The organism is Photobacterium pectinilyticum (genome assembly GCF_024357955.1).
Classification (GTDB): Bacteria; Pseudomonadota; Gammaproteobacteria; order Enterobacterales; family Vibrionaceae; genus Photobacterium; species Photobacterium pectinilyticum.
Genome location: NZ_JANEYT010000020.1, coordinates 34,186 through 52,475 on the forward strand (window position 1 = coordinate 34,186; position 18,290 = coordinate 52,475).

The following is an 18,290-nucleotide window of genomic DNA, read 5'->3' on the forward strand; positions in this document are numbered from 1 at the left end:
TTATGTATGTCGTCGAATTGCAATTTGAATGTTTTGATAACACCACCATTGCCGCAGTAGATACCGCCATCAACGGTTTGATGGATGCCCTGCGTTATAATGGCCAGGTACTGGGACGCGAATTTCCTATCGTGATGGATGAGGCCATCTTTAAAGTAAGGGCGGTGTGTCCTGAAGAAGACAGCTTGCACGCCCGCTTCAACAGTCCGCAAGTGAAAGCTTGTATGAACCGCCTGAGCCATGCCAGCTTGCTGAGCCCCAAGGTGAAGCTGTTGGGACGGGATCTTAATTCAGAAGCGGCGGCCGAAGATTTCTCTCCTAGCTGGCAAGTGATGTATACCACGTATGTTCATACCTGCTCGCCGCTGCGTTGCGGGGATACCTTGATGCCTATACCGCTCTACCGCCTGCCGGAGCCGACGTTGAACGGCGATCATAAAGCGGTTGTTAAGTGGCAGACTGAGTGGCAAGCCTGTGATGAGTTACAAATGGCAGGGGCGTGCCAAGCTGAGCATGCGGCACTGCATGAAATTCGTGATGCCGACAGTGATATCTTCCGCCGAGGCTGGGACTTACGTGGACGAATTGAGTTTATTACCAAGATCCCGACTTACTACTACCAGTATCGAGTTGGCGGAGAAAGCCTTGAAAGCGAACGGAACCGCCCTTGTCCTAAATGCGGTGGTCAGTGGCTATTGGATGAACCTTTGCACGGTATTTTCCATTACAAGTGCGACAAGTGCCGCATTGTTTCCAATCTATCTTGGGACTTCCAATAGGCGGTATACCCAATTGGGTGACGAGCGAGGCGCAGGGTTAACCTGCGCCTCGCTCGTTATATTACTACGGTAAACTAAGCCTGTTGGCTTTCCAATTGCTCCAGCCGTGCAGTCAGTGCCGCGACTTGCTGCTCCAGGGCAGCAATGCGGACTTCGGCGCTAGGCTGCGAGTCGACTTTTTCTATTTTGGGCACCCGTGCGCTCGACTTCCAACTCTGCAATGCTTTGATGATCAGCGGCATTGGTAGGGGATCAACTAACCTCGATTTAATTAAGGCCACCGAGGGCTCTTTGCCTTCTGCAACCAAGGCGTCGATAGCGTTGGTAAGGGCTTGGGTGATATCTGAGGACATGCGGTTTCCTTGTTGCTGTCGAATAACGGCTATTTTCTCAGTAACGCATCAAGTTGGTCAATGACCTCGCACCAGTCGGCATCCTGCTCTTGTGATTCTTTGAGGAAACGCTTTTGTGAAGGTTGCCAAAAATTGGCTTCAGATAACAGTTCATGCTGGGCGAGGCGGTGCTCAGCCAGAAAGGTTTCGATAAACTCTTTGGAATTGTTCAGTCCTAACTGGCTGAATAGAGAGGCAAGGTTGTGGTTGAAGGTTTCCATGGGCACTCCTTGGCTAGCGCAATTGATAAGGGTAATTATAGAGAAATATTTCAGGCAGCTAGCTTTGAATCATTAATCATAAACATCCATTCATCTTGTTGCTGTGTGAGAGATCTCTTACAAGGATGTGGGATATTTAGGAGAGGGGTTTGGTGGATAAGCTGCTTTTTAGCGCCTATCCTGTTGTTTATTATGGTTTTTGTTTTGGTTGTTTGTTTGGCGCTTATCTCTAAACTAAAAAGACTATCTTCAAGGAGGCTGTTTTGTCAGGGAGGAAATCCGTAATATTAACCCTGTCGGAAGGAACTGACGGAACGGAACAGGAAATAAACCAAGGATTTGGTTAGTCTCAGGATGAGACCGGTGTACTAGGATGGTATGTCGAACAAGGACTGTGAAGGGATAGCCGAGGAACGGCAAAATGGTAAGCAGGACGTTTACCAGTCAGGATGACAAAAGGACCACTTCAGGACGAAGTTAGGGACACCTCCAGGATGGATGTTGAGAGTCAGGACAGGATGGACTGGCGGGTCAGGAAGGCCACAGGATCACTTCAGGACGAAGTAAAAAGGACAATGCTGAAGGAATACAGCTGTCAACGGAATGATGCAGGGAGCACCATAGTAGCGGGATTGCTGCAAGTAAGACCTAAGGGCGCAACGCAAGTTGCGCCCGCTCTTTTTTCTGCTTCCCACGATCGTTCCAGATACCCGATCGTTTACTCTTCGTTTATTCACTTTTCTTTGAAAATACCTCATCGACTGTTGATGTTCGGCGCCAGGTGAGTGAAATACTTTGTCTAGCCTCTATATCACTAAACAACCCATGACCTGCCGATCATATTGCTAAACTCGTAATAATTTTTACTATTCTCTGTAATGAAATTGAAATACGGTATTTTACGCTTGCGCAACTTGGTGCAGATATGGCCTTGCCTTCTTGTAAGAGATCGCTTACAAAGCTGTAAGAATTGCAAAGATCATCTTTAGATAAAAGAGAAGGGTTTCCTTATTTTATCTATCTTAATTAAAGACTTAATTGTTTCATTTTTATGGTGAATGATCTATCAAGAGGCATGCTGGAAGATAGTCAATTGTATGAGTGAGCGAAAGGCGTAATATGGCCCTTGTCGACAGGATAGCGGCGCAGGAACGGGAACGCAGAAGGATTCTGCAAGCCTAGGAAGGGCTGTGCTAACAGGGTTGTTAGCTGACAAGATGTCACGGACACGGAATGGATACCGTCGGGGATCAGGAAGATTACCGTCAGGATGAGTAGGACAGCTTTTGGAAAAGCCGGAACACCTCAGGGATTGGGGCTTTAAGGATAGTGCTCTAGGACAGGGCAAGAGGACAACTTAAGGATAAGTGTCAGGACCCCTTCAGGATGAAGGCATGGACACCGCCAGGAAGGATGAGAGAGTCGCACAAGGACAACGCGACAGGTAAAGGAGCTACCAAGGACAACCCGGGGATGGGGTTTAGGGATTACCGCTAAGGATTTAGACCAACAAGGATAGTGCAGGGAGCACCATAGTAGCGGGACTGCTGCATGTAAGACCTAAGGGCGCAACGAAAGTTGCGCCCATTTTTTTCTACTCCCCTGGCATCCTGTGGGGGGGGATATGGATAGTCAGAAGGTGGAATCCTTTCATTACAATATGCCCTTGGTAGGCATCTTGCCCACTGGCGGAAAATTCAAACAGATAAGTGGTATGCCACCCCCAACGACCGTTGCGATCACGCAGGCGGTGCTCTCCCCGTGCAGTATTAAGCAGTTGTAGCCCTAAATGCTCACAGCGTTGGTTGATAAAATAATTGGCACGCTCAGTCTGCCGCCGCTGCTGCCAAAACAGATAGCCAATAATTGCCAGCAGTAAAATACCTAATAGGTTACCCATTTCTTATCATGACTCCATTACATCCTTGTGTCCCCGGTTTTTCGGCCGAGATACTATTGTTGTGGGCTTCGGGCATGCTGCTGAAGCTTGGTAATCGCCTCAACCAGTGCTGGATCAGCTTGTCCGTGTAGTACCTGCAGCATAATGCCACGCAGCATTGGCAGCATCACCAAATCGGCAAATAGCTGGTTGAATAAGGCTTGCTCACCCGTTTCAGCGAGGCGTAATAGGAAGATACTCGCTATTTTGGGATCGGCCAGACCATTCCAGCAACGTCCGGCAATCGCAACCAGGACCTCAGGGTGGCAAAGCTTTGGTTGAGCTAGCAAGCGCTCAAGCTGCTGGCGAAGCTGGGCGGTTTCAGCGCCGGAGAGGGCGCGGATCAAAGCAGCGACGAGGAACAAATCAGGTGTGTCGACTGCTGTTTCTTCATCAATTTTCTCGGCAAGACGAGTAGCCAGTGGTTCCGGTAGCTGGCAATGTTCCAAGCAGCCGAGCAAAGCATAAAGCGGGGTCAGAGGTAGGTTGCTGGCGGCTTTGCGTAGCAACGTGGCATTGTTTTCCTGCTTGATACGGGCGCAGACATCGGCTAAGCCTTGCAGGCCAACACCCTGCCATTTATCCCAGCCTTGTTCACCGGTGAGGTAATGTTGGGCATGCTCGTAGTACTGGCTGGCAGACAAAGAAAGTTGGCTGCGCAACTGAGCATGGAAGATCGCCATTTTGTCATCGCTTGGTTTGAAGGTATACGGATTGGCCGCTAGCTTTGCCTGCTCTTCTTCCGTCGGGGTGCTATTGAGCGTTGCTCCCATGGCTTCGATAACGTATTTGATGAAATCACCGACGGCTGCTTGTTTTAACAGGCCGCGTTCATCGAGCGGTAAGCGCAGAAACCAGATCCACGGTGGGTTGCCAGCTTGCCAGAATGAGATAGACAGGTGGGCATGCTGCTGCAAGGGCCATGGATATGGCTGGCGGTTGTCCTCTACGGCCTTGAATTGCGCTACGTCGATCTCACTGACCCGACGGCCAAGGTCGAAAATCTTGTATTGGCATCCGGCATTGTCTAAGAGTTGGGTAAGGGTATGAAAATTATCCATGGGCAGTCTCAGCGCTCCTCAATCAAGGAGAACGAGTATATACCCAAACTTCATGGAGGTGGTATCCTTCGCCCCTTATCAAAATAACATTCATCATTTAGAGGTTCCGTGATGGATAAACCCCGTCATTGCCAGCTGTTGCTGGATAGGCTAACCACGGTATTGCAAACGCATGAACACTGGGACGTTGAACGGCCACCGGTTGAGGCGCTGAACAGTAATCAGCCGTTTGCCATTGACACCCTGCGCTGCGAGCAATGGTTGCAGTGGATATTTATCCCCAAGTTGAATCACATGCTTGCCATGAAGATGGCGTTGCCAGCGGCATTTGAAATTTCCCCTTATGTTGAGGAAGCGATGAAGGAAGCCAAGGGCTACCGGGCTATCTTGGCTGTGACTCGTGAGCTTGACCAATTATTTAAGAGTGAATAACGATGGAACTCGAAATCCTTTACCGCGATGAATACCTGGTCGCCGTGAATAAACCAGCCGGTATGCTGGTACATCGTTCTTGGCTTGACCGCCATGAAACGGTATTTGTCATGCAGACCCTGCGCGACCAAATCGGCCAGCATGTGTTCCCGTTGCATCGTTTGGATAGACCAACATCCGGCGTATTGCTGTTTGCCCTTTCGAGTGAAACCGCATCATTGATGATGCCACTGTTCGCCGGACGGGATGTGAAGAAGACCTACCATGCTGTGGTGCGTGGCTGGGTGAAGGAAGCGGCGGTATTGGATTACCCACTCAAGGAAGAGCTGGATAAGATTGCCGATAAAAATGCCGATAAAGACAAAGAAGCCCAGTCGGCGATCACCGCGTATGCGCCTCTAGCAAATGTGGAAACCCAGATCCCGGTTGGCCGCTATGCGACCAGTCGTTACTGTTTGGTCGAAATGAAACCTGAGACAGGCCGTAAGCATCAGCTGCGTCGTCATATGCACCACCTGAGCCACCATATTATTGGCGATGTTAACCACGGTGACGGCCGCCATAACCGGATGTTCCGTGAAAACTATGACTGTCGCCGATTGATGCTTCATGCCTCACGGTTGCAGCTTCAGCATCCCCTAACGGGCGAACAGCTGGATATCCGCGCAGGCGTCGATGAGTCATGGATGCGGGTCATGGATGCCTTCGGCTGGCAGGCTGCTTTGATGGCGCCAGCCTCTAGTAACTTCAAATAGTCAATAAACTTGCATCTAACCGCTTAAAAGACCACATTTAATGGGTAACTAGAACACAAAGGATGGTGTTGGATGATGGCTAAAATAGGTGTATTTGTCGGCTCGGTATTCGGCGGAGCGGAAGAGGTTGCAGAAGAGGTGGTGCGCTACCTGGTTAAGGCTGGCCACAAGGTTGAATTGTTTTTGGAGCCGACACTGGATGAGTTCCTCGGTTACCAACAAGAGCTGGCATTAGTGGTGTCTTCGACCACGGGGCAAGGGGAGATCCCCGATAATTTGCTACCGCTCTACCAATCGCTCAATGACTCCTTTCCGCTGATGCCCCAGCTTCGCTACGGCGTAATTGCACTGGGTGATTCGAGCTACGGTGAAGATCGTTTTTGTGGGGGCGGGCGCCAGTTTGATGAGCTGTTGGTTCAGTTGCAGGCCAAGCCATTGACGGAGCGGTTGGATGTAGATGCTTGTGTTAACTTTGACGCGCTGGAAGTTGCTATGCCTTGGCTTGAGGGCTGGGCCAAGCAAGTTGATGCGACTTAATTTACATTCGAGTTAACATGCTTGTCGAGATTGGAGCCCTTAATTGGACTCCATGTATATCAGTAGAAAGGGATCACTTAAGCTTTTCTAGATCAGCCTCGATCTCGGCGATCTTGTGACTGACCACTTGCTCTAGGTGGCGCAGGTCACCAAGGATCTTCTTCTTAATATCAACTTCACTGTGCTTTTTGTTGGTGATGCGATCAAGCTCATCGATGATAAACGTCAGAGTGCGGTTGATCTCCGTTACTTCTTTGTACTCCCGGCTTCCGCTGTTTACCATGACGGTTTTACGTTGACGGGGAAATTTGAACTTCACGCTTTTGGCAAATAGCCCGCCTTTTTGCTTAGCAAAGTAGATTTTTAATATGTCATTGGCGGCTTCCTGCCGCAGGCTGTAGCGTTCAATCGTTTCCGGCTTTTCAATGCCGATGGCTGTGAGGTTGGGGTACATACTGGCCTCGTGCTTCTGTTGTTATTGGTGTTGTTGCTGCTCTTGTTGTTGGCTTGGCAACGGGAGTAACTGCAGCTAGTTCTCCCGTTGTCTTTTGCTATTGTTTTTCTAGCCGCTCTATCAGCGCATCCCTCAGCTGTACTTGTTGCTCTTCGCTAAGTTGTTCGCCGTCTTTATTGGTGACGATGAAAAAATCTTCTGCTCGTTCACCGATGGTGGTGATTTTGGCGGCTTGCAAGCTGATATGCTGACGGGCAAACACCGAGCCGACTCGGGCCAATAACCCCGGCATATCCAGTGCGACTAGCTCTATCATGGTTTTCTTGCCTGATTTTGTTGGCAGGAAGTCGACCTTGGTTTTGACGTTGAAGTGCTGCAATTTGTAGGGCGGACGTTTCTTCTTACGATCTGATTTCATGTGCGTGAGGGCGTTGATCAGTGCCCGACGCACCGTTTGGTGGCGGCTTTCACTCAGGGCCTTACCGGTAGGATCAAGTACCATGAAGGTATCGAGGGCAAAGCCATCCTTGCTGGTCATGACCTGGGCATCGTGAACACTGAGATTTTTCTTGTCCAGCTCGGAGACAACGATAGCAAATAGTTTTGTTTTGTCGCGACAGTAAACAAAGACTTCAGTACCGCCACGGGTCGGCTTTTGGCTGATCAAGATCAGAGGCTTGCTGTGATCCTCATGCTTGAGAATAGCCTCGGCATGCCAGGCGATTTGCTTGTGGGTATGACGCAGAAAATAGTCAGCCTTGAAGCGCTGCCATAACACTTCGATATCGCGAGGCGCAAACCCCTCGCTCCGCAGCAGGGCTGAAGCCATCTGTTGGTTGTGGCGGATCCGCTCACGAATATCGGGCGGGTTTTCCAGCCCGCGGCGCAGGGCTTTCTGGGTCGAGTAATACAGTTCGGCCAGTAGGGTGCGCTTCCAGCTGTTCCACAATTCCTGATTGGTAGCGCAGATATCTGCCACAGTGAGGCAGACCAGGTGATCGAGCCGTTCTTCGTCACGGACTTCCTTGGCAAACTCGGTGATCACTTCCGGGTCGTAGATATCACGACGCTGGGCGGTGACCGACATCAGCAAGTGCTGGTTGACCAGCCATTTGACCAGATTGGCCTCGGGTTTGGACAAGCCGTGCTGAAGGCAGAAATCGTAGGCATCAACGCCACCGAGCTCAGAGTGATCGCCGCCGCGTCCTTTGGCTATGTCATGGAATATGGCTGCGAGTAGGAGGATCTCTTTCTTGGCAACCCGAGGATACACTTCGCAGCATATCGGGTGTCGATCCTGGTTAATCGGATCGTTGAATTTGTTGAGGTTCTTGAGCAGCCTGACGGTATGCTCATCGACGGTATAGACATGGAACAGGTCAAACTGCATTTGACCGACAATCTGGCTCCACTGTGGCAGGTAGGCTGATAGCACACCATGGCGATGCATCAGGCGGAAGGCCTTTTGCAGGCAGTTTGGTTGACGAACCAGCTCCATGAATTTATCCCGCGCAGCTGGGATTTCAATCAGAAAACGGTTAAGTCGGCGGCGGGCGGTACGCAGTTGTCGCAGGGTCGGGGCGGCAATCCCTTCAATCTGTGAGTTACGGGCAACATGCAGGAACATATCGAGGATGGTTTCCGGCCTCGCTTGGAATAGCGCCGGTTTTGTTGCCTCGATAAGGTGGCCACGTAGCTGGAAATCGTCATCAAGTGCGATTGCATCGGGGGCTGTGCCCTTATTCAGAATTGCCTGATCAAACAGCTGCAGTAACATCTTGTTGAGCTCGGCAACACGGCGCAGGGTACGGTAGAAATCTTTCATCATCATTTCGACCCCGCGGTTGCCCTCACCTTGGTAGCCCAGCAACTCTGCCACCGAGGCTTGGTGGCCGAAGGTCAGGCGGTTGTCATAGCGACGTAATTCGCTGTGGAGGGCAAAGCGGATCCGCCACAACGAGTCTTGGCATTCGACCAGCTCACGGTATTCGGCATCGGTCAGAAAGCCAAAGCGACTCATTTCGAGCAGGCTAGTGGCCCCGAAATGGCGGCGTGCTACCCAGCTCAAGGTATGGATGTCGCGCAGGCCTCCCGGACTCGATTTGATGTCAGGTTCAAGGTTATAGGTGGTGTCGTGATAGCGGGCATGGCGGGTTTTCTGTTCGTCCAGCTTGGCTTGGTAGAATTGCTCGCTGGGCCAGAAATTACCATCATTAAGCCGCTCTTCCAGCTGCTGGTAGGTATCTTGATTGCCACAAAGCCAGCGTGACTCTTGCAGATTGGTTGCCACTGTCAGATCATCAAGGCCAATCGTTATGCACTCATCAATTGTACGAACGCTGTGGCCGACATCGAGCTTGAGATCCCACAGCAGGGTGAGGAAAGCGCTGACCGTGCTACCGGTGTCATCGTCAATTGGTGCTTGGCTGAGGATAAGGATGTCGACATCCGACAGGGGATGTAATTCGCCACGCCCATAACCACCGACGGCAATTAGGGATAGCGTCGGGTGATCGGCTAGGCCAAAGTGCTGCCATAATCGGTCGAGTAGGTGGTCGGTATAGCGTGATCGGGCTTCGACCAAATTCGTTACCGGGGTATGGGCCAGAAACTGGGCCTTTTGGCTGGCGGTAAACTGCTCCAGCTCTTGGCGGAGCTGCTCTGGCGCCATTGGGTCAACCTGCTCGGTTGTTGGGTGAGAAATAGGATCTGTCATTGCCGTCCATGCATAGTCAATACTCTTGATATAACCCTATCACGGTCGGGACTGATAGCAATAAAAAAGCCGACCCAAAGGCCGGCTCAGAGGATCTTCAGTCATGCTAAAGCGTGACTTAGTTATTCATCAGACGCGGAATAGTGTCATCGCTACGCAGAGTCAGCACTTCACAGCCCGTTTCGGTCACTACGATAGTGTGTTCGTATTGTGCTGATTTTTTGCCATCGCCAGTGTAGACCGTCCAGTCATCGGCGGCATCAACCGTACAACCGAATTTACCGGCATTGATCATCGGCTCGATAGTGAAACACATACCAGCCTTGAGCACCGAGCGGTCGCTATTGCGGTAGTGTACAACCTGAGGCTCTTCGTGGAATTCACTGCCAATACCGTGGCCGCAGAAATCTTTAACAATTGAATATTTGTTTAAAGGATTCTTTTTGTTGTTGTCTTTGATGAACTTCTCGATCGCGGTACCGATATCACCTACGCGGGCGCCTGGCTTGACCTTGCGCATACCCACGTACAATGCTTCCTGAGTGACGCGACATAGACGCTTGTCCGCAGGCGTTACATCGCCGACGAGGAACATTTTTGACGTATCGCCATGGTAGCCCGCTGGACGTACGCTTAAATCGGCACTTTCGTCATTCGGTACAATGACCGTGATATCGACATTGATGATATCGCCGCTCTTGAGCACGGCTGGCTTCATCTGACCGTTGCTACCCATCTCATCCTGGCTGGCAGGAATGCCGTGGCAAACGATGTGGTTAATTGACGTACAGATAGATTTTGGAAAACCATGGTAATCAAGCGGAGCCGAGTAGGCGCCTTTTTCCAACGCATAATCATGACAGATTTGGTTTAGCTCGTCTGTCGTCACACCTTCTTTGATGTGAGGTTCGATCATTTCCAGCACTTCAGCGGCCAAACGGCCAGCGGCGCGCATTTTTTCGATCTCTTCAGCCGTTTTGATCTTGATGCTCATTCAATCTTCTCTGCTTGTTTATTTGTTTGTTACCTCTTCATTACATGGTAACAGTGAGGGGGCAGGATGAAAACCAAGTTTAGACACAATCACTGAATTGAAAACATTGGGACTGGATTTTAGTTAGAGAAATATGGTATAAAGCGCGCCGTAATTGGATGATTGCGTTTCGACTCAATCATGCCGATTGCACTAAACTTTAATTAATCATTCACACATATCGGCACGTCTTCCGGGGTGCCCAGCAGCTTTTCGCGAAGCTGTAACGCCTTTGGCGTTGTCTGGGTCGGTAAGATGGGGTATGTGGACGCCTAACCCCATAGAGGATTATTCAATGGCAACTGTATCAATGCGCGACATGCTTAAGGCTGGTGTACACTTCGGTCACCAAACTCGTTACTGGAACCCAAAGATGAAGCCATTCATCTTCGGTGCTCGTAACAAGGTACATATCATCAACCTTGAGAAAACTGTACCAATGTTCAACGACGCTCTAGCAGAAATCAACAAGATTGCTGCTCGCAAGGGTAAAGTTCTTTTTGTTGGTACTAAGCGTGCAGCCAGCGAATCTATCAAAGAAGCTGCAGTTAACTGTGACCAGTACTACGTAAACAACCGCTGGTTGGGTGGTATGCTGACTAACTGGAAAACTGTTCGTCAGTCAATCAAGCGTCTTAAAGATCTTGAATCTCAGTCTACAGACGGTACTTTCGACAAGCTAACCAAGAAAGAAGCGCTTATGCGTACTCGTGAAATGGAAAAGCTTGAGAAGTCTCTAGGCGGTATCAAGAACATGGGCGGCCTACCAGACGCAATGTTCGTAATCGATGCTGATCACGAACACATCGCTATCAAAGAAGCGAACAACCTGGGTATCCCAGTATTTGCTGTTGTAGATACTAACTCTAACCCAGATGGCGTTGACTTCGTTGTTCCTGGTAACGATGATGCAATCCGTTCTATCCAGCTTTACACTGGTGCTGTTGCTCAAACTGTTACTGAAGCTCGCAACCAAGATATCGTTGTTCAAGCTGAACAAGACGGTTTCGTAGAAGCTGAATAATAACCAGCTCTTTGAGCATCTTAAGTTACCTTGTGTAAACTAAGTATGGTTACCAGGGGCCTATATTCGGCCCCTGATTTTTATATCAAGTATTTAAACTGAGGATATAACGATGGCAACAGTTACAGCTGCCCTAGTTAAAGAACTGCGCGAACGTACTGGCGCAGGCATGATGGAATGTAAAAAAGCGCTTGTTGAAGCGAACGCTGACATTGAACTAGCGATCGAAAACATGCGTAAGAGCGGTGCTGCTAAGGCTGCTAAAAAAGCAGGTAACGTTGCTGCTGAAGGTGCAATCCTAATCAAAGACGCTAACGGCGTTGCAGCACTTCTTGAAGTTAACTGCCAAACTGACTTCGTTGCTAAAGATGCAAACTTCCTAGCATTCGCTAACGAAGTTCTAGAAGTCGCTCTAACTGAGCGTCTAGACATCGCTGCACTTCAAGCTAAATTCGAAGACGCACGTATTGCTCTAGTAGCAAAAATCGGTGAGAACATCTCTATCCGTCGTGTTGAGTTCATCGAAGGTGCTAAAGTTGGTTCTTACCGTCACGGCGACCGTATCGGCGTTGTTGTTGCTGGTGAAGCTGACGAAGAAACTATCAAGCACGTTGCAATGCACATTGCTGCATCTAAGCCTGAGTTTGTTAACCCAGAAGACGTACCTGCAGACGTAGTTGAGAAAGAGAAAGCAATCCAGGTTGCTATCGCTGTTGAATCTGGCAAGCCTCAAGAGATTGCAGAGAAAATGGTTGTTGGCCGTATGAAGAAATTCACCGGTGAAGTTTCTCTAACTGGTCAAGCATTCATCATGGACCCATCTCAAACTGTTGGTCAAATGCTGAAAGCTAAAGGCGCTACAGTAACTAACTTCATCCGCCTAGAAGTTGGTGAAGGTATCGAAAAAGCTCAAGAAATGAGCTTCGCTGAAGAAGTAGCAGCAGTACAGAAGGGTTAATCCTTCTTGCTAAGAACTCCAAAGACCGTAGCCTAGGCTGCGGTCTTTTTACAACTCCGTTTCTATATTTGTAAGCCTGGAAGGTAAACTAATGACCACGAATCCTAAACCGACTTATCAACGTATTCTACTCAAACTCAGTGGGGAAGCACTGCAGGGCGAGGAAGGTTTTGGTATTGATGCACAAGTTCTTGACCGTATGGCTCAGGAAATCAAAGAACTGATTGAACTAGGTGTACAGGTTGGCCTTGTTATTGGTGGTGGTAACCTGTTCCGTGGTGCAGGCCTAGCTGAAGCAGGTATGAACCGAGTTGTGGGCGATCACATGGGTATGCTAGCAACCGTGATGAACGGCTTGGCAATGCGTGATGCGCTACACCGTGCCTATGTGAACGCTCGAGTAATGTCAGCGATTCCTCTAAACGGCGTTTGTGATAACTATAACTGGGCTGATGCGATTAGCCAGTTGCGCCAGGGCCGTGTGGTCATCTTCTCTGCTGGAACGGGTAACCCGTTCTTTACCACCGATTCTGCTGCGTGTTTGCGCGGTATCGAAATCGAAGCCGATGTTGTTTTGAAGGCAACAAAAGTTGATGGCGTGTTCACAGATGACCCAGTTAAGAACCCAGATGCTGTTCTTTGTGATAAGCTAAGCTTTCAAGATGTTCTTGAGAAAGAACTGAAAGTAATGGATTTGGCCGCATTTACGCTTGCTCGCGATCACGGCATGCCAATTCGCGTGTTCAACATGAACAAACCTGGTTCCCTACGCCGCGTGGTAATGGGCGAGCAGGAAGGTACGTTGATCTCTAACGACTAAGTCTTGCGAGTAAGTGACGCCACTTATTCTTATCGGGAGCGTCTAGGCTCCCGTCTTTACCGAATCATTAAGGGTATTAATCGTGATTGATGCAATCAAACAAGATGCGCAAGAGCGCATGGGTAAAAGCGTTGAAGCGCTGAAAAACCAGCTGGCTAAAGTACGTACAGGTCGTGCACACCCAAGCCTGCTAGACACTATCTATGTTGAGTACTACGGTGCAAACACGCCGCTTAAGCAGCTTGCAAACGTTGTTGCTGAAGACTCTCGTACTTTGGCTATCACAGTATTCGACAAAGAGCTGACGCAAAAAGTTGAAAAAGCGATCATGATGTCTGATCTGGGTCTTAACCCAATGTCTGCCGGCACCGTGATCCGCGTTCCATTGCCACCGCTAACAGAAGAGCGTCGTCGTGACCTAGTTAAGGTCGTTCGCGCTGAAGCGGAGCAGGGCCGTGTTGCTATTCGTAACATTCGCCGTGACGCTAACGCAGACGTCAAATCGCTTCTGAAAGACAAAGAAATCTCTGAAGATGACGATCGTCGTACTCAGGACGATATCCAGAAGCTGACTGATGCAGCCGTTAAGGAAATCGAAGTAATTCTTGAAGCCAAAGAAAAAGAGCTAATGGAAGTTTAAGGCCCAGCCTTAATTCGATTGCTTGATATAGTTTAGGGCGCTGTGCGTGCAGCACAGCGCTTTTTTTTTGAGGGATATGTATGGCAGAGCATACAATCGATACTGCGCTTGGCACTGATAATTTGCCAAAGCACGTTGCCGTGATCATGGACGGTAACGGGCGCTGGGCAAAAGCCAAGGGCAAACCTCGAGTGTTTGGCCACAAGGCCGGCGTTGAAGCCGTACGTAAGACTGTCTCGACCGCGAGTCGCTTGGGGATTCAGGTTGTCACCCTGTTTGCATTTAGCAGTGAGAACTGGCGACGCCCCGAGGACGAAGTCTCCTTGCTGATGGAACTGTTCATGACTGTACTTGGTCGTGAAGTGAAGCGCCTGCACAAGAATAATATTCGCTTGCGTATTGTCGGTGATACCGACCGATTCAGCGAGCGCCTGCAGAAGAAAATCGCTGATGCAGAAGCCTTGACCGCCGACAATACCGGCTTGGTGCTGAACGTGGCAGCCAATTATGGTGGCCAATGGGACATTTTACAGGCGGCCAAGCGCCTTGTTCTGCAAGCTTCTGAGCAGGGATTAACAGAATCAGATATTACTGAAGAGATGTTGGCTTCAGGACTATCCACAGCTGGTTTACCCGATGTCGATCTCCTGATCCGTACTAGCGGGGAATGCCGAATTAGTAATTTTATGCTGTGGCAGGCGGCGTATGCCGAACTTTATTTCACCGATCAGCACTGGCCGGACTTTGATGAGCAAAGCTTTGTCGAGGCCGTTGCTTGGTTTGTTAACCGGGAGCGCCGCTTTGGTTGCACTGGCGAGCAAATTCACGCATTGATGGATAAGTAATTCTTCGCTCGTCAGCGCTGACAGGATTATGTATTTTATAGGGCATCTGGCTATGGTCTTGATGCCTTTTTTACTGGTAACCGGATTGCCAAAACACCGTAGCCTAAGGGCACGGCCACAATAGAAAAATTGAGAGGACGCAGTTTGCTTAAGCAACGTATTATCACCGCAGTCATTCTCGCTCCCCTAGTTATAGCAGGAATTTTCCTTTTACCTTTTCCTGCCTTTGTTGCAGCCCTTGCGGCAATTACCCTACTGGGTTTCTGGGAGTGGACACAATTTGTAGACACAAAATCGCGCTTTGTTGCGATGATCTTACCGGCAGCAGCCATGCTGATTTCGCTGGTTGTTATGCCAACCGATGTTGAAGCCTTGTCTGCACTGACATCATCCCATCAGGCTATGTTGTTGGTGGGCGGACTATGGTGGATTGTCGCCTCGGCATTGGCTATCAGCTACCCGGGTAGTGCCAAGTCTTGGTCAACCACCCCTCCTCTAAAGCACCTTTTTGGTTTGTTGACCCTGTTACCCTTCTTCTGGAGCGTGTTGATGCTCCGAGCCGTCAATTACCTTGACAACCCATATCATGGCGCCAAGCTGGTAATGTTGGTCTGTTTCTTGGTCTGGGCTGCTGATACCGGTGCATACTTTTCTGGTAAACGCTTTGGTAAGCACAAGATGGCTCCGGCTGTGAGCCCAAACAAGACGATTGAAGGCTTGATCGGTGGTGCGGTATTGGCCGTTGCAGTCATCTGGGCAGGTGCGGCGCTGATGGATATTCCGTTTGCTAGCCTATACAGTTTGTTGTTGATTGCGATAGTAACGGTGATTGCCTCGGTGTTAGGTGATTTGGTCGAGAGCATGTTCAAGCGTGTTTCAGGCATTAAAGACAGTGGTAATATCTTGCCTGGTCATGGTGGCATTCTCGATAGAATTGATAGCTTGACCGCAGCCCTTCCTGTTTTTGCCCTACTGTATTTATGGTTGGTGTAGGCTAACCTCCATTTCTGGCCGGCAGTGTGAGTGATTACTGACTTGTTTGCTGCCGGCTTGAGTGCCATGCTCAATTGGCCTGTCAATGATTGTTTGTTGTTAAGTGATAGTATGCGTAAGTTAACGATTCTTGGTGCGACGGGATCTATAGGTAGCAGCACATTGGCTGTTGCTGCACAGAATCCCGAGTTGTTTGACGTTGTTGCATTGGCTGCGGGAAGCAATAGCCAGAAAATGTTTGAGTTGTGCCGACAGTGGCAGCCGAAGTTCGCGGCGATGGCCTCGGAGAGTGCGGCTGCAGAACTGCGTATGCTACTTGAGCAGCAGGGACTGGCCACCGAGGTATTGGCAGGCGAGGTTGGTATGTGCCAGGTTGCCTCGCTTGATGAGATTGACACCGTGATGGCGGCGATTGTTGGGGCTGCGGGACTTCTGCCAACAATGGCTGGGGTCAAGGCTGGCAAGCGTATTTTGCTGGCCAACAAAGAAGCCCTGGTGATGTCTGGCCAAATGTTTATCGACGCCTGCCGCGAGTACGGTGCCGAGCTACTGCCAGTAGACAGCGAACATAATGCGATTTTCCAAAGTCTGCCAGAGCAGGTGCAGCGCAACATGGGCCATTGTGATCTTGAAGCGGCAGGGGTAAGCAAAATTCTCCTGACCGGTTCTGGTGGCCCGTTCCGTTATACCGATATCAGCGAACTGGCTGATGTGACGCCTGCAATGGCAATTGCCCACCCCAATTGGTCTATGGGGCCGAAAATATCGGTTGACTCGGCCACCATGATGAACAAAGGGTTGGAGTTTATCGAGGCTCGCTGGCTGTTCAATGCTTCGCGTGAGCAGATGGACGTGATCATCCACCCGCAGTCCGTGATCCACTCTATGGTGCAGTACAAGGACGGTTCAGTGCTGGCCCAGATGGGGTTACCGGATATGAGGACCCCCATTGCCTGTGCGATGTCCTATCCTGAAAGAGTAGATGCGGGTGTTGCCCCTCTTGATTTCAGTAAAGTCGGCGAATTTACCTTCCTTAAGCCGGACTTTTCCCGCTATCCTTGCCTGAAGTTGGCGATGGATGCTTGTTTTAGCGGGCAGGCTGCGACAACGACTCTTAATGCTGCCAATGAAGAAGCGGTGGCAGCATTCTTGGGGAACCGTTTGGGCTTTACCGATATCGCTAGGGTCAATTGTCAAGTCATGGAGTCTGCGTCACTGATTGAACCCACCGATTTGGAAAGCGTAATTGAGCTCGATAGAATGGCCCGAATTTTGGCACAGGAAGTAATACGTAAGGTATCGTTATGACAGGAATATTATGGAACCTAGGCGCATTTCTGCTTGCTCTTGGTATACTCATTGCGGTTCATGAATATGGACACTTCTGGGTGGCACGCCGTTGCGGGGTCTATGTTGAGAAATTCTCTATTGGCTTTGGTAAGGCGTTGTGGCGTAAGGTTGGTAAAGACGGTACCGAATACACGTTGGCGATGATCCCGCTGGGTGGCTATGTCAAGATGCTCGATGAACGTGTCGAGCCGGTTGAATCTGATCGCCGTCATATGGCCTTCAACAACAAGACATTGTGGCAGCGTAGCGCTATTGTTGCGGCAGGACCGCTGGCAAACTTTGTGTTTGCCATTTTTGCTTACTGGGTTGTGTATTTGATCGGCGTTCCAGCGGTGAAGCCGGTCATTGGTGAAATTGCTCCACAATCGATTGCTGCTGAAGCAGGAATTGAAAGTGGAATGGAACTAAAAACCATTTCAGGAATCAAAACCGCAGAATGGGAATCCGTTAATATGGCGATGATTTCCCATATCGGCGACGATGAAATGGTGGTAACCGTAGCTGAGTCGGGAACCAGTTATGAAGTGGAGAAATACCTCGACTTGTCGAACTGGTCGTTTGATCCGGAAAGTGAGCGGGTGTTGACGACATTGGGGATCACCCCATATTCGCCGAAAATAACTCTGGTCATTTCACAACTTGTGGAAGACGGAGCAGCAATCTCCGCTGGTTTGCGCTTAAATGACGAAATTATTGCAATCGACGGAGAAAGCGTAACCGAGTGGCAGCAGGTCGTGGATGCGGTGCGTTCTCATCCTCAGCAAGTGCTGGCGATGGATGTGTTACGCGACGGTGAGTCTGTTACCTTGTCCCTGACCCCTGAGGCGAAGCCTGAGGGTGAGGAACTTGTTGGCTACGCTGGATTTGCACCAAAAGTTGACCCATGGCCTGAATCGTACCGCATAAACTTGCAGTATGGACCGATTGAGGCGGTGGGTAAGGCTGCAGAGAAAACATGGCAGCTGGTCACATTAACCTTTGATATGGTGACCAAGTTGGTGACCGGTGATGTGGCGATGAAAAACTTGAGTGGCCCGATTTCGATTGCCAAAGGGGCTGGGATGACCGCCGATTACGGTGTGGTATATTTCCTCGGCTTTTTGGCTTTGATCAGTGTCAACCTGGGGATTGTCAATCTGTTGCCGCTGCCGGTATTAGATGGTGGACACTTGATGTTTTTTGCCATCGAAGCGGTAACACGTCGTCCTGTTTCTGAACGTGTTCAGGATATAGGCTATAGAGTGGGCTCAGCCATTTTGGTTGCATTAATGGCTGTTGCGCTATTCAATGATTTTACCCGCCTTTAATAAGAGCGTTTTAGCAAGGAATAATCAGAACAGT

Annotated in this window: 19 protein-coding genes; 12 read left to right on the forward strand and 7 right to left on the reverse strand. The window is 49.8% G+C overall.

The annotated features are described in order from the left end of the window. Positions 1-2 precede the first annotated feature (2 nt). The gene (locus tag NHN17_RS10675; RefSeq protein WP_255042429.1) at positions 3-779 is read left to right on the forward strand and encodes a Zn-ribbon-containing protein; all 777 of its coding nucleotides are present in this window, start codon (positions 3-5) and stop codon (positions 777-779) included. Between the two features lie 74 nt (positions 780-853). On the opposite strand, the gene NHN17_RS10680 is transcribed toward NHN17_RS10675, so the two are convergent. The 4 genes from NHN17_RS10680 to NHN17_RS10695 form a co-directional block, all read right to left on the reverse strand. Then, positions 854-1,132, reverse strand: a complete 279-nt coding sequence (locus NHN17_RS10680; protein WP_255042431.1) for a hypothetical protein — start codon at positions 1,130-1,132, stop codon at positions 854-856. Between the two features lie 29 nt (positions 1,133-1,161). After that, positions 1,162-1,392 (reverse strand): DUF2789 domain-containing protein, encoded by a 231-nt coding sequence (locus NHN17_RS10685; protein WP_255042432.1) that lies wholly within the window; start codon positions 1,390-1,392, stop codon positions 1,162-1,164. Between the two features lie 1,594 nt (positions 1,393-2,986). After that, a complete protein-coding gene (locus tag NHN17_RS10690) occupies positions 2,987-3,292 on the reverse strand; it encodes a DUF3301 domain-containing protein (RefSeq protein ID WP_255042433.1) in 306 nt (101 codons plus the stop codon). A 53-nt stretch (positions 3,293-3,345) separates the two neighbouring features. Continuing rightward, a complete protein-coding gene (locus tag NHN17_RS10695) occupies positions 3,346-4,392 on the reverse strand; it encodes a DUF3549 family protein (protein WP_255042435.1) in 1,047 nt (348 codons plus the stop codon). A gap of 111 nt (positions 4,393-4,503) precedes the next feature. Here NHN17_RS10695 and NHN17_RS10700 point away from each other — a divergent pair, with 111 nt between their 5' ends. The 3 genes from NHN17_RS10700 to NHN17_RS10710 all read left to right on the forward strand — a co-directional run bounded on the left by NHN17_RS10700 (position 4,504) and on the right by NHN17_RS10710 (position 6,116). Then, the gene (locus NHN17_RS10700) at positions 4,504-4,824 is read left to right on the forward strand and encodes a YqcC family protein (RefSeq protein WP_255042436.1); all 321 of its coding nucleotides are present in this window, start codon (positions 4,504-4,506) and stop codon (positions 4,822-4,824) included. Between the two features lie 2 nt (positions 4,825-4,826). Continuing rightward, positions 4,827-5,579, forward strand: a complete 753-nt coding sequence (truC, locus tag NHN17_RS10705; RefSeq protein ID WP_255042437.1) for a tRNA pseudouridine(65) synthase TruC — start codon at positions 4,827-4,829, stop codon at positions 5,577-5,579. Positions 5,580-5,651: 72 nt separating this feature from the next. After that, complete coding sequence (locus tag NHN17_RS10710; protein ID WP_255042438.1) at positions 5,652-6,116, forward strand: flavodoxin; 465 nt, start codon at positions 5,652-5,654, stop codon at positions 6,114-6,116. 73 nt (positions 6,117-6,189) lie between these two features. On the opposite strand, the gene NHN17_RS10715 is transcribed toward NHN17_RS10710, so the two are convergent. From NHN17_RS10715 to map, 3 genes are all read right to left on the reverse strand, one after another. Further along, complete coding sequence (locus NHN17_RS10715) at positions 6,190-6,570, reverse strand: DUF3461 family protein (protein ID WP_255042439.1); 381 nt, start codon at positions 6,568-6,570, stop codon at positions 6,190-6,192. Between the two features lie 97 nt (positions 6,571-6,667). Further along, positions 6,668-9,241, reverse strand: coding sequence for a bifunctional uridylyltransferase/uridylyl-removing protein GlnD (gene glnD / locus NHN17_RS10720; RefSeq protein ID WP_373689557.1), 2,574 nt, complete (start codon positions 9,239-9,241; stop codon positions 6,668-6,670). 163 nt (positions 9,242-9,404) lie between these two features. After that, the gene (gene map, locus NHN17_RS10725) at positions 9,405-10,280 is read right to left on the reverse strand and encodes a type I methionyl aminopeptidase (RefSeq protein WP_255042442.1); all 876 of its coding nucleotides are present in this window, start codon (positions 10,278-10,280) and stop codon (positions 9,405-9,407) included. A 334-nt stretch (positions 10,281-10,614) separates the two neighbouring features. On the opposite strand from map, the gene rpsB reads away from it, so the two are divergent. From rpsB to rseP, 8 genes are all read left to right on the forward strand, one after another. Continuing rightward, positions 10,615-11,343 carry a 30S ribosomal protein S2 gene (gene rpsB / locus NHN17_RS10730; RefSeq protein WP_255042443.1) on the forward strand — a complete coding sequence of 243 codons (729 nt, stop codon included), beginning with the start codon at positions 10,615-10,617 and terminating at the stop codon, positions 11,341-11,343. Positions 11,344-11,455: 112 nt separating this feature from the next. Beyond that, positions 11,456-12,301 (forward strand): translation elongation factor Ts, encoded by an 846-nt coding sequence (gene tsf / locus NHN17_RS10735; RefSeq protein ID WP_255042444.1) that lies wholly within the window; start codon positions 11,456-11,458, stop codon positions 12,299-12,301. Positions 12,302-12,392: 91 nt separating this feature from the next. After that, entirely contained in the window at positions 12,393-13,121 is a 729-nt protein-coding gene (gene pyrH / locus NHN17_RS10740; RefSeq protein ID WP_255042445.1) for a UMP kinase, read from the forward strand. A gap of 82 nt (positions 13,122-13,203) precedes the next feature. Next, positions 13,204-13,761: a ribosome recycling factor gene (gene frr / locus NHN17_RS10745; RefSeq protein WP_255042446.1), complete on the forward strand. Its 558-nt coding sequence runs from the start codon at positions 13,204-13,206 to the stop codon at positions 13,759-13,761. A gap of 80 nt (positions 13,762-13,841) precedes the next feature. After that, positions 13,842-14,606 carry an undecaprenyl pyrophosphate synthase gene (gene uppS, locus NHN17_RS10750; RefSeq protein WP_255042448.1) on the forward strand — a complete coding sequence of 255 codons (765 nt, stop codon included), beginning with the start codon at positions 13,842-13,844 and terminating at the stop codon, positions 14,604-14,606. Positions 14,607-14,750: 144 nt separating this feature from the next. Beyond that, positions 14,751-15,599, forward strand: a complete 849-nt coding sequence (locus tag NHN17_RS10755; RefSeq protein ID WP_255042449.1) for a phosphatidate cytidylyltransferase — start codon at positions 14,751-14,753, stop codon at positions 15,597-15,599. A 111-nt stretch (positions 15,600-15,710) separates the two neighbouring features. After that, positions 15,711-16,907 carry a 1-deoxy-D-xylulose-5-phosphate reductoisomerase gene (gene ispC / locus NHN17_RS10760; protein WP_255042451.1) on the forward strand — a complete coding sequence of 399 codons (1,197 nt, stop codon included), beginning with the start codon at positions 15,711-15,713 and terminating at the stop codon, positions 16,905-16,907. Then, complete coding sequence (gene rseP, locus NHN17_RS10765; RefSeq protein ID WP_255042453.1) at positions 16,904-18,256, forward strand: sigma E protease regulator RseP; 1,353 nt, start codon at positions 16,904-16,906, stop codon at positions 18,254-18,256. The genes ispC and rseP overlap by 4 nt, the downstream gene beginning before the upstream one ends. Positions 18,257-18,290 lie beyond the last annotated feature (34 nt).

Bases quoted from the DNA above. Each gene is read 5' to 3' on its own strand.
- rpsB (WP_255042443.1), top strand. From the start codon at position 10,615: ATGGCAACTGTATCAATGCGCGACATGCTTAAGGCTGGTGTACACTTC.
- NHN17_RS10700 (WP_255042436.1), top strand. From the start codon at position 4,504: ATGGATAAACCCCGTCATTGCCAGCTGTTGCTGGATAGGCTAACCACG.
- uppS (WP_255042448.1), top strand. From the start codon at position 13,842: ATGGCAGAGCATACAATCGATACTGCGCTTGGCACTGATAATTTGCCA.
- NHN17_RS10715 (WP_255042439.1), bottom strand. From the start codon at position 6,570: ATGTACCCCAACCTCACAGCCATCGGCATTGAAAAGCCGGAAACGATT.
- NHN17_RS10685 (WP_255042432.1), bottom strand. From the start codon at position 1,392: ATGGAAACCTTCAACCACAACCTTGCCTCTCTATTCAGCCAGTTAGGA.
- map (WP_255042442.1), bottom strand. From the start codon at position 10,280: ATGAGCATCAAGATCAAAACGGCTGAAGAGATCGAAAAAATGCGCGCC.
- tsf (WP_255042444.1), top strand. From the start codon at position 11,456: ATGGCAACAGTTACAGCTGCCCTAGTTAAAGAACTGCGCGAACGTACT.
- glnD (WP_373689557.1), bottom strand. From the start codon at position 9,241: ATGGCGCCAGAGCAGCTCCGCCAAGAGCTGGAGCAGTTTACCGCCAGC.
- rseP (WP_255042453.1), top strand. From the start codon at position 16,904: ATGACAGGAATATTATGGAACCTAGGCGCATTTCTGCTTGCTCTTGGT.
- NHN17_RS10695 (WP_255042435.1), bottom strand. From the start codon at position 4,392: ATGGATAATTTTCATACCCTTACCCAACTCTTAGACAATGCCGGATGC.
- pyrH (WP_255042445.1), top strand. From the start codon at position 12,393: ATGACCACGAATCCTAAACCGACTTATCAACGTATTCTACTCAAACTC.
- NHN17_RS10710 (WP_255042438.1), top strand. From the start codon at position 5,652: ATGATGGCTAAAATAGGTGTATTTGTCGGCTCGGTATTCGGCGGAGCG.
- NHN17_RS10675 (WP_255042429.1), top strand. From the start codon at position 3: ATGTATGTCGTCGAATTGCAATTTGAATGTTTTGATAACACCACCATT.
- NHN17_RS10690 (WP_255042433.1), bottom strand. From the start codon at position 3,292: ATGGGTAACCTATTAGGTATTTTACTGCTGGCAATTATTGGCTATCTG.
- ispC (WP_255042451.1), top strand. From the start codon at position 15,711: ATGCGTAAGTTAACGATTCTTGGTGCGACGGGATCTATAGGTAGCAGC.
- truC (WP_255042437.1), top strand. From the start codon at position 4,827: ATGGAACTCGAAATCCTTTACCGCGATGAATACCTGGTCGCCGTGAAT.
- NHN17_RS10680 (WP_255042431.1), bottom strand. From the start codon at position 1,132: ATGTCCTCAGATATCACCCAAGCCCTTACCAACGCTATCGACGCCTTG.